The organism is Erythrobacter sp. Alg231-14 (assembly GCF_900149685.1).
Taxonomy (GTDB): domain Bacteria; phylum Pseudomonadota; class Alphaproteobacteria; order Sphingomonadales; family Sphingomonadaceae; genus Erythrobacter.
In genome coordinates this window covers 576,953-590,028 of sequence record NZ_LT702999.1, presented here as the reverse complement: position 1 = coordinate 590,028, position 13,076 = coordinate 576,953, and the positions used below count along the sequence as shown (strand labels likewise).

Sequence of the window (13,076 nt, the reverse complement as noted above, 5' to 3'; positions counted from 1 at the left end):
GGACCTTCTATGGTTCCGAGACTGGCGCGGCATCGGACAAGAGATCGGCATGAATTCGATTTTTCCGGCCCAGCCACGTAAGGCTGGGCCGGAACATTGAACCAACTAACGCACGATTTTTGAGCGCTTCTTTTTAGCCTTTGCCATGCGGGGCAGAAGGAAGAGATAGATTCCGGTGCCCCACATAATGATCAACAATATGCCCACCGGCAAAAATAGGTAGAGTTTGATGGCATCGGAGAAAAACGACCCGTCATGAATCGTCTCAATTAGGTCTGAACGGCGATAGGCCACGCTCAGGACCTCAGCGGTTTTGGTGTCGACCTGCACTTCCCATCCCGAATTGGCGCGAACTTTCGCGATGCCCCGATCGACCCTAAGGTCGATACGATCAATATCCGACCATTCCGAAATTCCAGCTTGCGGGTGCTCTCTTATTGCGACCAACATTTCGTCGAAGGATGCCTTTGGCATTTGTGCCTCCACAACTCCGCGCGCGGAAGGTGGTTGAATCCAATCGACCTCTTTCTTGAGCATCAAAAAGACACCGGCGGCGAACATGATGCCTGCGGGCACGAACACCGCAAGCGACAGCCAATAATGGACCTGTCGGAATAGCCGTTTCCAATTCATATCACAGGCCGTGCCGTTCTAATCGCGCCGAAACAGATGCGATCAAGGTATCGCGCTTCCCGGCACCCAAGGAGCGCCGGCGGCCTGCAATTCCGCTTCGAATGCGGGGATCGTTTGATCGATCAAAACTGTGAGCCGCGAACGAATTTGAGTGAAATCAGCGCGGGCGTAATCAAACTGGTCGCGGTGCGTTTGCGTCGGACCGTATGTCGATGCGAACAACCCCGTCATGATCACGCCGAGCCGGCTCCGCACGGTTGGCAAAGTGCGTTCGGCCAGAGCGTTGCGGGCCTGATTGCCATTCAGCAATTCTGCAATCGCCTGCGCCTCGGCGCGGATGGACTGCAAGCGGTTGTCGAGCGTCGTCGGATCGCCGCCCTGAACCCGCTGTGTTGCGATGGCCAACAACCCGATTCTTTCTTCTGCTCCGGAAAGGGTTCCTGCGGCTGCGGTAACCGAGCGGTCGAACAGTGAAATTTCGGCCCAGAACTCCGACGCATCGGCTTGTGCAGGAAGTGCACCTGCCCGCAGTGGTGTAACGTTGAACGTTTGCGGCGCGACAAGGCGGGTTGTCACACCGCGAACACGCTTTGTCATGGTGACCGTGTATTGACCCGGAGCGACCAAGAACCCTGTGGGCTCGTCCTCACCCGGAGTAGCAGGGCGAGCGACGCTCATATCGGGGAAACGAAGGTCCCAATTGACGCGGTGAAAGCCCTTTTTGGCGGGCCCTTTAATCCGACGCACAACATTTCCATCGCCATCTCTAACGGTCAGCCAGATTGCTGGATCCGTCTCCTGCAATTCTTGCGTCATTGCGGGGAAGCCGGGGAACGGAGTGTCGTCACCCGCTTCGTTGAGAGGGCCTTCGCGCTCTTGGCGTTGATCTTCGAGCGATTGAATGTCGTCGGCCAAATAATAAGTGAAGTTTGCGCCAAATGGCGGGTTTGGCGCTCGGAAATAACCGTGCCCCTGTGAACCCCCTTCGGAAAAGGCCAGCGGATGCTGTTCAATGTACCAAAGCGCATCCCGCCCTCCGAAAAGCATCGCCTCTTGCTCGAGGCTGGCTTCGGTAAGGGAACGGAGCGGCGAAATGTCATCTACAATGAAGAAACCACGACCAAAGCTTGCCGCGACCAAATCATCTTCGCGACGTTGGATCGTCACGTCGCGGAATGCGATTGTTGGGGCATCCCCGGTCATTTTGACCCATTTCTCGCCACCATCGAGAGAGAAGAATAGGGCGAATTCTGTGGCGGTGAACAACAGGTTTGGGTTCACGTGGTCTTGAACGATACGCCATACAAGGTGGCGATCGGGAATGTTGCCGGTGATGCTGGACCAACTGCGTCCGCGGTCCGTGCTCTTGAGCAAATACGGCGTGAAGTCGCCGTATTTGTGATTGTCGAGAGCGATGTAAACGGTGTTCACATCGTGAAGGTCGGCGCGGATGTCGTTGACGAACGCCGTGTCGGGCACGCCCGGCAAGGAACCGGCTTCAACCCGTCGCCAATCCGATCCACCATTTTCCGAAATCTGGATTAGGCCGTCATCCGTCCCGACATACAGTAAGTCATCATCAAGAGGAGATTCTCCAACTGAGCTGATCGTGTTGTATTGAGACATTGCGAGCAAGTCCCAACCAGCATCCCAGCTCCAAAGACGACCTTGAACCGGCAGCCTCATCCGGTCTTGATCTCGAGTAAGATCGGGTGAAATTGCAGTCCAACTGTCGCCGCGATCGTTCGACCGCCAAAGCCGCTGAGACGCGAAATAGAGGCGGGTGGGTTGGTGTTGGCTGACCAAAATTGGCGCATCCCAATTCCACCGCTCAATGGGATCACCCGGTGCCGGTTGCGGTTGGATATGGACAATCTCACCGGTGATACGGTCAACCCGGGCAAGGTTACCTTGTTGCCATTCGGCATACATGATGTTGGGGTTGCCCGGTTCGGTCGCGGATTGGTGGCCATCGGCAAACAGGGTGATGAACCAATCGTCGTTGCGAATGCCATGGCGATTGTCGGTGCGCGATGGCCCACCTTGCGAATTGTTGTCCTGTGTTCCGCCGTAAACAAAATAGAACGGTTCGGCATCGTCCACAGCAACCTTGTAGAATTGCGTGATCGGCAAGTTGTTTATGAAACGCCATGTTTCGGTGTGGTCGTAGCTCTCATACAGACCGCCATCCGACCCAAACAAAATGTAGTTCGAATTGTCGGGTCGAAACGCGATGGCATGGTCATCGACATGTTTCAGATCGTTGTTGATCCCAACCCAAGTCTTGCCACCGTCGCTGGAGATTTGGCTGGTGTTGGAGACCAAGTAAATGCGATCGAAAAAGTGGGGACTTGCGTATAATTCCATGTAGTAATGTGGCCCGGTTCCCCCGCTGACCTGATCCGACATCTTGGTCCAGCTTGATCCACGATCGGTCGATCGCCAGACGCCACCGGTGCGCCGGTCTTGTTCAATCGCGGCATAGACAACATCCGGCTGCATTGGAGAGATCGCGAGTCCAATTTTCCCCATGTTGCCGGATGGCAAACCGGTTTTCATTTCCATCCAAGTGTCGCCGCCATCTTCGGATTTCCAAAGGCCGCTATCGGGTCCGCCGCCGACATAGGCGGCAACGGTCCGGTGATGCTGCCACAAAGCGGCATAGAGCCGATCGGGGTTGCGCGGGTCGATAATGAGGTCGGTCGCGCCCGTGTATTCACTTGACGATAGAACTTCTTCCCATGTCTCTCCGCCGTCGGTGGTTTTGTAGACGCCGCGTTCACCGCCGGCCGACCATAGCGGGCCCTGTGCCGCGACCCATACTGTGTTCGAATCTTCAGGGTGAACGATGATCTTCGAAATGTGCTCAGACGCCTCCAAGCCCTTTTTCGCCCAAGTTTGACCGCCATCTGTCGACAGATAGATCCCGTCGCCAAAGCCGTTGTGCCTTCCGCCATGGTTTTCGCCGGTGCCGACCCAAATGCGGCTTGGATCGTTAGGGTCTAGGCCAAGAGAACCAATGGAATAGGAACCCTGACCATCGAACAGTGAGGTCCAAGTGGTGCCTGCGTTCTCTGTCTTCCAAACGCCGCCAGAACCCACCGCGACATACCACGTGGCGGGATCCTCCTGAACAATCGCGATGTCGGCAATCCTGCCTGACATGAATGCTGGCCCAATGCCCCGCAGATTAAACGCATCAAAGGTGCCGCTCGATAGGGCCGATTGGTCTTCGCTTTCATCAGATTGCGCGACCGCCGCAGTGCAAAGGCCAAAAAACGCAACGAAACCAATCAATAATTTTGAGATAGTCATGGTAATACCCCGCCCCAGATTTAAAGTTGGTATCCGATAAAACCAGTTGAAACGCAATCCATCGCAAGCCATCCTCTCTCGCAGCGGGTGATTGATCCGTTATCGCCAAATGAAACCATGTCGGATCGGCTGTGTTGATCGACACCTTTGAAAGGGATTACCATGCGGATCGCTGTAACAACCGCCGTTGCCTTCCTATCGCTTGCCGCCACGCCGATCGCTGCTCAGGAAGAGCGCCCTGTCGAAGAGCAAATAGGTGCAGGAGGACGTCCGGTTGGGGCCAATTGGTCGCGCAGTCCGGTCTATGGTCAAAGCGGTATGGCGGCGACGGCGCATCCATTGGCGACGCAGATTGCGCTTGATATTTTGAAGGCCGGCGGAAGTGCAGTCGATGCGGCAATTGCGGCCAATGCAGCGCTTGGCTTGATGGAGCCAACAGGCAATGGAATTGGCGGCGACTTGTTTGCGATTGTCTATGACCCACGCACCGATCAACTCTATGGCATCAACGGTTCGGGGCGGTCGCCACGAGGGCAAACACTAAACCAACTTCGCGCGCGGTTAGGCGATCGACAATCAATCCCCCCGGTTGGCCCCTTACCGGTGACTGTTCCGGGAACTGTGGACGCTTGGTTTGCTTTGCATGGCCGGTTTGGCGAATTGTCGATGACCGACATTCTGGCGCCTACGATTTCATATGCCGAAGAAGGGCATCCGGTTGCCCCAGTGATTGCGATGTATTTAGACCGCTCATTGCGCGCCTATACGTCGCGGCTTGAGGAATTTGATTTCGACTTCTCCAATGCTCGATCGACTTACTTCGCTGATGGCACAGCACCAGAAACGGGCGAAATCTTCCGCAATCCCGATCTCGCGCGGACGTTAACAGCCATTGCCCGCGATGGGCGCGATGCCTTTTACGAAGGGGATCTAGCTGAAACGATGGTCACCTATCTTCAACGTCAGGGATCGGCTTTTACGGTTGCCGATTTTGCCGCACACACAAGCGAATGGGTCGACCCTGCCTGTGCTGAGTATCGCAACGGATATGAGCTTTGCGAACTGCCGCCAAATAGCCAAGGCTTTGCGGCGCTTCAAATGGTCAATATTCTTCGCAATGTTGATTTGTCGCAGTGGGAAAGGGGCAGCCCCGAAGTGCTCCATTACATCACAGAGGCAAAGCGGCTAGCCTATGCCGATGTAGCGCGTTTTTACGCGGATCCCCATTTTTCAGAATTTCCAACTGAATTGCTGACGACGGAATATGGGGCCGAGCGATTTGGATTGATCGATCCCGATCGCGCCACGCCAGAATTCGGCCCGGGCGAACCTAAGTTGGAGGGAGAAGGGGACACCACCTATCTCACGGTGACGGACAAAAACGGGATGATGGTTAGCCTTATCCAATCGAATTATCGCGGCATGGGCGGCGGCCTCGTTCCCGATGGATTGGGTTTTATGTTCCAAGATCGAGGGGAGCTTTTCAGCCTCGATCCGGCGCACCCCAACGCTTACGAACCGGGCAAACGTCCGTTTCAGACGATCATTCCCGCTTTTGTGAAAAAGGACGGCGAACCGTTTATGACATTGGGTTTGATGGGGGGCGGGATGCAACCACAAGGTCACGTTCAAGTCCTCATCAATATGGCCGATTTTGGCATGAATATCCAAGAAGCCGGCGATGCGGCACGGATGAATCACGATGGAGGGCGCCAACCAACGGAGCCTCTTGAAGGGCCCGCCGCAGACCCTCTGGGTACGCTGAATGTTGAACCCGGCATTCCGCTTGAGACAATTGAACGCTTGCGTGAAATGGGTCACCGGGTCCGCGTGGTGTCGAACGGCATTATGTTTGGCGGGTATCAGGCGATTGCGCGTGATCCCGAAACCGGGGTCTATGCCGGCGCAACTGAGATGCGCAAAGATGGGCAAGCCAGCGGATACTAAATCCCATAGCCCGCCTTGATACTGTTGGCTTGAAGCCGGGTTTATCGGCTTAGGTTGTTTCCCGAGAGTCCAACCATTGCGCCGCCTTCACGCCAAACGTGATGAGGAATGGGACGAGCACGATGCTCAAGGTGACTTTGGCTAGGACCTGCCCGATCAACAGGTTCGTAATGTCAAATTCGCCATAGAATGCGAGCGTCACAAAAATGATTGAATCCAGCGCTTGGCTTAGCGCCGAAGCGATTGCACCTCTGACCATCAAGCCAAACGTGGTTGCTTCGCCGCTGCCTCTTAGACGTTGAAAGATCCAAACATTCAACAACAGCGACGTGATATAGGCAGCAGGACCAGCCATCAAAATGCGTGGCGTTTGCCCCAATACTCGTTCAAACGCGGCCAAATCGCCGGCGCGAAATTCCAGCATTTCGGGCGAAGCAGGCAGCGATAAGACCAGATAGATCAGCGCCGCCGATAGCGCGAGAGGAAGGAATCCAATCCAAATCAACTTGTTCGCGAGCTTTTGGCCATAGAGTTGCGCGATTGTGCTGGTAATGACAACGAGCAGCAGGAATGGGAAAATCCCGGCCTCCACCGCCAGATCGCTGGGCCACAATTGCACTTGCTTGAACGCCACGACGCCAGCCAAAACGGTCATCCCCCCATACAGGATGATGTAAACGAACAGCCCCATAGGCGCCGCCATTGCGCGCTCTGAAATTGGGTTGCTGGTTTCTGCGGTGTGTTCGGTGTCGCTCATGAAAACTGGGGTAAGCGAGGGGGTCGCAAAAAGAAAGCGGCTCCATCCTGCTTTCCCCGCCCACTAACGGGTGGACAATTGATGCTGGTCGGTTTGCAAGCATTCAATGTTGCGTTGAGTGGCGCAAAATGCGAACTCTGCGCCGAACGCCAAAGCCAAGCTTTGTGCACTAGGATCATTTCAGGGCATTAGCCTATCAGGGGCACCGCCAGTCGGTGAGCGAGATTATCACCTCCATTTTATTCAGCCTTCTCGGTATCGCCGCCATTCTTGGCATCGCCTTTCTACTGTCTTCGGGCAAATCGCATATCAACCTGCGGGTCGTTGGCGCAGCCTTTGGTTTGCAAGCCTTTATGGCCTTGCTCGTCTTGCGCACCGATTTTGGCGTCGGCATGATTGGCTTCTTGTCAGACGGCGTGATTGCTTTGCTCGATTTTTCGAAGGTCGGCATCACTTCGGTGTTCGGTCCGATGGAAAGCAATCCGTTTGCCAACACATTCGTGATCGCCGCGTTGCCAGTGATCGTGTTCTTCGCGGCGATTGTGTCAATCCTCTATCACCTCGGGATTATGCAACGTCTGGTCCGTTGGGTTGGCGGGGCGATTGGCTGGATCACAGGGATCAGCAAAGTCGAAGCGCTGGGCAGCGCGGCCAACATCTTTGTCGGTCAATCGGAAAGCCCACTGGTGGTGCGTCCCTATCTGGCGGCGCTTCCACCGGCTCAATTGTTTACATTGATGACGGTCGGTATGGCTGGCGTCGCCGGGACTATCCTGGCCGCTTACGCAAGTTTCATCGGTTCGGACGCCGTTCCATTTCTGTTGGCGGCCGCGTTTATGTCGGCACCCGGCGGTATTTTGATGGCGAAAATCATTATGCCTGATGGGGCCGAAGCACAAGGTGTCGAAGGACCAGATGTCGAATTGCCGCAAGCGCGGATCAGCGCGGTAGGCCCAGGCTCATTGGTCGAGGGTGGTAAGGCCGAAGAGGTCGAAATGGCCGAAACTTTTGAAGAAGGGCAACGCCCCGCAAATATCATTGAAGCCGCCGCTCAGGGTACGCAAACCGGGGTAAAGCTCGCGGTGGCCGTTGGTGCGATGGTCATGGTTTTTGTCGCGCTGGTGGCATTGGCCAATGGATTGCTCGCCGGTCTGGGATCGGGAATGGTCGCGGGTGCCGCTGCGATTGGGATGCCTTTTGGTGCGGAAACCGCCGCATGGTTGAGCAATGTCAGCTTTCAACAATTGCTAGGCTATCTATTTGCGCCGGTCATGTTCCTCATTGGCATTTCCGATTGGGAACAGGCTCAAATTGCCGGTGGGCTCTTTGGGACCAAAATTGTCCTCAATGAATTTGTCGCCTTTATCGATTTGGGCGCGATGACAGCGGGTGAATTGACCCAGCGAAGCCGTGCGATCGTCACCTTTGCTTTGTGCGGGTTTGCCAACTTCTCCTCGATTGCCATTCAAATGGCAGTGACCGGAGGGCTTGCCCCGAATCAGCGCCCCGTTATCGCCCGGCTTGGACTGAAAGCGCTTGCCGCTGGCAGTCTCGCCAATTTGATGAGCGCGGCCTTGGCGAGTATTTTCCTACCGTTCTAACGCAATAGGGCGTGCGTCGATTGGGCTAGCGTGCCCGCGCGCGCCATATTATGGTGTTTCTATGACTGATGTGAACATTGCCTCTGTATCGTTGGCCAGCCCGCTTAACGAGATCGCCGATGAATTGGGTCGCAGCTTTGCCGAATATGGTTTTGCCGTTGTGCGAGACCATGGCATTGCGCAGGATCTGATCGACCGCGCTGAGGCGAGTTCAAAGCAATTCTTCGATTTGCCTGACGATGTGAAGCGCGCCTATCATAAGCCGGGCATTGGCGGCGCCCGTGGATACACGCCTTTCGGAACGGAAAAGGCCAAAGATGCAGATGTCTTTGACCTCAAAGAGTTTTGGCATGTGGGGCGTTCACTCCCGGAAAATCACGCTTTGAGCGAATATATGGGCCCCAATATGTGGCCGGCCGAAATCGACGCATTTGAACCCACTTTTAGTGAACTGTACGCCGCATTCGATGCAGCTGGATTGCGTGTCTTAGAGGCGATCGCTTTGCATTTGGGGCTGGAGCAGGCTTTCTTCGCTCCCACGGTCGAAGATGGCAATTCGGTTATGCGACTGCTCCATTACCCACCATTGGGCCCCGATGCTCCCGAAGGCGCAATCCGTGCAGCGGCGCATGGTGACATTAACGCGATCACTTTGCTGTTGGGCGCCGAAGAAGCCGGATTGGAATTGTTGACCAAAGCGGGTGAATGGCACGCGGTGGACGTGCCCGAAGGCGCGTTGGTCATCAATGTTGGCGATATGTTGGAGCGGTTGACGAACGGGACCTTGCGTTCGACGACTCATCGCGTGGTCAATCCCCGCGGCGCAGGTGCGCATCGGTCGCGCTATTCGATGCCATTTTTCCTGCATTTCCGACCCGATTATGTGATCGAACCGTTGGAAAGCTGTATCGAAGAGGGAGCAGACAACGTCCCTGAGGCGATTAGCTCTCACGATTTCTTGATGCAGCGCCTTCGCGAAATAAACTTGGCCTGAGGCCGCTCTTTCAACCAATTCGGGTGACGGCGGCTTTTCTTTGAACGCAGCGACTCGGGGCGGGCTTGGCATCACGAATCGAGCGCAATTTCGCCCCACCCTGCGATGACAACGCTCGATCGCAGTTCGCGTAAGCTTGGCTCAAAAATCCCATCTTCGTTGCAGCTGTGCAACACCGAGCATTTGGGGCGCAGAATTCTGCGGATTCGGCGTCAATTTAGCCTGTGGACAGTTTTCTCAGGCTCCTGCGCGGGCCTTCGTTTCACAAAAGTGTCACAAAACGGTCGTTTTTGTGCAGCGCAGCGCGCATAGGGCGGCGCGTGTTACAACTCCTCAACCGTGATCAGGGGCATCCTCTCATGAAAATCAAATATCTCTTGGCAGCCAGCGTCGTAAGTCTGTCGGCTGCTGCGACTATCGCAACACCGGCTGCTGCGCAGCAGATTACTTCGGGCATCGAAGGTCAGGTTACTGACGCTGATGGCAACCCTCTTCAAGGTGCGATGGCAACCATCACCGATACGCGCACCGGTCAAACGCGGACGACTACCGTCGGTGCAGACGGCAACTTCCGTATTCAATCGCTTCAACCAGGCGGCCCATACACTGTCACCGTCGAAGCTGATGGCTTTGAAGGTCAGACAGTCGAAGAAGTCTTCACCAACATTTCGGGCAACACCGGTTTCACCTTCGCGCTGACACCAGTCGCCGCTGGTTCAACCGGCAACACGATCGTCGTTACCGGCGCTCGCGCACGTGTAACGCAGGTTGCTGTTGGCCCGGGTACGGCTTTCGGTACAGAAACACTCGAAGGTCTGCCTTCGATCACACGTGACGTTCGCGACATCATCCGCGTCGACCCACGTGTTAGCCTTGAATCGAACAACGATGTTGATCGCATCTCTTGCCTCGGCGGCAACGACCGTTCGAACACATTCACCGTTGACGGCATCGTTCAAGCGGACGTCTTCGGTCTGAACGGTACACCGTTCGCTGCTCGCAACTCGCTCCCACTTCCATTCGACGTGGTTGATCAAGTTTCGGTCGAGTTCGCGCCGTTCGACGTTGAATATTCTGAATTCACCGGCTGTCTTGTCAACGTTGTGACCAAATCGGGCGGCAACCGTTTCGGCGGTTCGGCGTTCATCACGTATTTCGATGAGAGCTTGTTCGCAGACAACATTGACGGTCGTAACCTCAATGCTGGCCGTGAAAAGCGCTGGGGCGCTACTCTTGATGGTCCAATCATCCCTGATCGTTTGTTCTTCTCGGTCGGTTACGAAGAGACAGATCTTGGTGACGGCAACAACTTCGGCCCATTGGGTTCAGGCTTTACCAACGAAGCCGACTTCGTAAGCCAAGCTCAATTCGACCGGTTCGCACAAATCGCGCGCGACGTTTACGGCCAAGACATTGGCGGTTATCCAACTCAGCTCGCTGAGAGCGCTGTGCGTTACTTTGGTCGTCTGGATGCCATCATCAACGATGATCATCGCCTCGAAGCCACTTATCAGCGTCTCGAAGAGACCAACATCGAACCAGATTTCGGCGGCCAGGAATTGGGCGGCCTGAACTCATTCGAAGACGAAGGCACGATCTCGGATTACTATTCGGTTCGTCTCTACTCCAACTGGAGCGACACGATCTCAACCGAATTGCGCGTCAGCCGCGCCGAAGTTGGCGACGTTCAAGGCCCGCTTGGTTTTGGTGAAGCGCAAGCCGCCAACCCAACACCACGTTTGAGCGTCGGTGTTACACCAGACGGCAGCGGAACGACCGAAAACGGCCGTCTCGCAACCGGCCCTGGTATCTTCCGTTCGGCTAACCAGCTCGACACGAAGATCGACCAAGCTCGCTTCCAAGTTAATGTGGACGCTGGCAGCGGTCACTTCTTGAAGTTTGGCGCTGAGATCAACGACCTCGAAGTGTTCAACCTGTTCGCCATCAACGCGACCGGCACGATCTTCTTCCAAAACCTCGATGATTTCGAGAACGGTTTGGTTGCACCAGGCTTCTTCTCAACGGTTTTTGCTGATGCAGACGATCTTGTTGGTGGCGCCAATGGTGGCGCGACAATCGCTTCCGCTGCTGGTGGTGACATCAACAACGCAGCTGCGCGTTTCAGCCGTCAGATCTATTCGGTCTACGCACAGGACGAATGGCAGGCCACCGATCAACTTTCGATCAACGCTGGTGTTCGCGTTCAACTCTATGATGGCGACGCGCCGCGGTTCAACCCGCAGTTCACCGACCGTTATGGTTTCAGCAACGCCAACTCATTCGCTCGGATTGATACGGTTATCTTGCCGCGTTTCTCTGCGACGTATGAGTTCGACAACGAAGGCTTCTTCTCGAACAGCCGCGTAACCGGTGGTGTGGGCATCTTCTCGGGTGGTGATCCGATTGTCTACTTCTCCAACGCGTTCTCGAACAACGGCTTCTCCAGCGCGAATGGCGACACATTTGATGCGCCATGCCCAGCCGGTCTGACAACCGACGTGGCCACTGGTCAAATCGACGTCACACCGGGCGGAACCTTCACCGGTTTCCCACAATGTGCCGTTGATGCCGGTGTTGCTGTTGCTGAACAGGGTGGTGCCGATATTCAATCGACCAACCCTGATCTCGACGTTCCGACTGCGGTTCGTGCGAACCTCGGTTTCTCGTCAACTTTCGGCACGGAAACAGGCTTCTTCAGCAACTGGAACCTGAACCTCGATTACATCTACACGCGTTTCAACGACACGATTAACTTTGTTGATCTGTCGCAAGCGGTGAACCCAGATTTGGGCGTCAACGGCTTCACCGTCGACGGTCGTCCAATCTACCGGGCCATCGATTCAACGCAGGCTGGTTGTAACGCAACTTTGGATGGCAACGGCGGAACTGGCCTGACCTATTCCAACGTCACATCGGATTGTTTCGGTACACGCCGCGACGACAACATCCAGTTGACCAATGGTCGCAGCTCAGATTCGCACAGCTTCTCTGTGATCCTCGCTAAGAACTTCGACGGCGGGATCTTCACATCGGGCGGCAGCACACGAGTGAACTTCGGTTATGCGTTCACGGACTCCAACAACGCTCGTAACAACCAGTCATCGACAGCGACTTCGTCGTTTGACGTGACCGCTGCTTTCGATCGTCAGGATCCAGCTGTTTCGACTGCAACCACCGAAACCCGTCACAACTTCACCGCATCGATGTTCTTCGTTGAAGAATTCATCGAGGGTTACGATACGGGCCTCGGTATCTTCTTCCGTGCACGCGAAGGCCGTCCTTACAGCCTGACATTTGATGGCGGCGGCGTCTTCAATGACAGCGCTTCTGGTTCGGACAACGCCCTCCTTTACGTTCCATCGGGCGTAAACGATGCAGCTGTGTCGCCGCTTTCGGATCCAGCAGCGGTTCAAAGCGTCATCGACTATGTCGCGGCGTCGGGTTGTTCGTTTGAAGGTGGTCAATCAATCAAGCGGAACACATGCCGCAATGATTGGTCCTTTGATATGGACCTGCGCATCAGCCAGGAAATCCCATTCATTGGCAGCCTGACCGGCATCACCGAAGATCGCATCGAAGTGTTCGCTGACTTCTCGAACTTCCTCAACCTGCTCGACAGCAGCTGGAATGTTCTGCGTTCACGCGGCGGATTCAACGGTCTTGTCGATGTTGCAGATGGCGGCGTGGATGACGAAGGTCGTTACATCATCTCTGGCTTCAACCCAGATGATGACAACGACATCGCGATCAACGCTTCGGCATGGCGCATTCAAATCGGTGCTCGTTACGAATTCTAATTCGTCGATACTGACTTAAGAAATACGAGCGG

Annotated in this window: 7 protein-coding genes; 4 read left to right on the top strand and 3 right to left on the bottom strand. The window is 55.3% G+C overall.

Translation table 11 applies throughout. From position 1 onward, the window contains the following. Positions 1-105 precede the first annotated feature (105 nt). Together BQ8290_RS02695 and BQ8290_RS02690 are read right to left on the bottom strand one after the other, a co-directional pair. Positions 106-633, bottom strand: coding sequence for a PepSY domain-containing protein (locus BQ8290_RS02695; RefSeq protein WP_108787401.1), 528 nt, complete (start codon positions 631-633; stop codon positions 106-108). A gap of 42 nt (positions 634-675) precedes the next feature. Beyond that, positions 676-3,948, bottom strand: coding sequence for a VPS10 domain-containing protein (locus BQ8290_RS02690; protein WP_337660938.1), 3,273 nt, complete (start codon positions 3,946-3,948; stop codon positions 676-678). 162 nt (positions 3,949-4,110) lie between these two features. Here BQ8290_RS02690 and BQ8290_RS02685 point away from each other — a divergent pair, with 162 nt between their 5' ends. Continuing rightward, the gene (locus tag BQ8290_RS02685) at positions 4,111-5,895 is read left to right on the top strand and encodes a gamma-glutamyltransferase (RefSeq protein WP_108787397.1); all 1,785 of its coding nucleotides are present in this window, start codon (positions 4,111-4,113) and stop codon (positions 5,893-5,895) included. 49 nt (positions 5,896-5,944) lie between these two features. Here BQ8290_RS02685 and BQ8290_RS02680 read toward each other — a convergent pair whose 3' ends face one another. After that, complete coding sequence (locus tag BQ8290_RS02680; RefSeq protein WP_108787395.1) at positions 5,945-6,652, bottom strand: queuosine precursor transporter; 708 nt, start codon at positions 6,650-6,652, stop codon at positions 5,945-5,947. 215 nt (positions 6,653-6,867) lie between these two features. Between BQ8290_RS02680 and BQ8290_RS02675 the strand changes: the two genes are divergently transcribed. From BQ8290_RS02675 to BQ8290_RS02665, 3 genes are all read left to right on the top strand, one after another. Next, positions 6,868-8,253: a NupC/NupG family nucleoside CNT transporter gene (locus BQ8290_RS02675; protein ID WP_337660937.1), complete on the top strand. Its 1,386-nt coding sequence runs from the start codon at positions 6,868-6,870 to the stop codon at positions 8,251-8,253. Positions 8,254-8,314: 61 nt separating this feature from the next. Then, positions 8,315-9,247 (top strand): 2-oxoglutarate and iron-dependent oxygenase domain-containing protein, encoded by a 933-nt coding sequence (locus BQ8290_RS02670; RefSeq protein WP_108787393.1) that lies wholly within the window; start codon positions 8,315-8,317, stop codon positions 9,245-9,247. 359 nt (positions 9,248-9,606) lie between these two features. Then, complete coding sequence (locus tag BQ8290_RS02665) at positions 9,607-13,044, top strand: carboxypeptidase regulatory-like domain-containing protein (RefSeq protein ID WP_108787391.1); 3,438 nt, start codon at positions 9,607-9,609, stop codon at positions 13,042-13,044. The last annotated feature ends 32 nt before the right edge of the window (positions 13,045-13,076 follow it).

Bases quoted from the DNA above. Each gene is read 5' to 3' on its own strand.
- BQ8290_RS02685 (WP_108787397.1), top strand. From the start codon at position 4,111: ATGCGGATCGCTGTAACAACCGCCGTTGCCTTCCTATCGCTTGCCGCC.
- BQ8290_RS02665 (WP_108787391.1), top strand. From the start codon at position 9,607: ATGAAAATCAAATATCTCTTGGCAGCCAGCGTCGTAAGTCTGTCGGCT.
- BQ8290_RS02690 (WP_337660938.1), bottom strand. From the start codon at position 3,948: ATGACTATCTCAAAATTATTGATTGGTTTCGTTGCGTTTTTTGGCCTT.
- BQ8290_RS02670 (WP_108787393.1), top strand. From the start codon at position 8,315: ATGACTGATGTGAACATTGCCTCTGTATCGTTGGCCAGCCCGCTTAAC.
- BQ8290_RS02695 (WP_108787401.1), bottom strand. From the start codon at position 633: ATGAATTGGAAACGGCTATTCCGACAGGTCCATTATTGGCTGTCGCTT.
- BQ8290_RS02680 (WP_108787395.1), bottom strand. From the start codon at position 6,652: ATGAGCGACACCGAACACACCGCAGAAACCAGCAACCCAATTTCAGAG.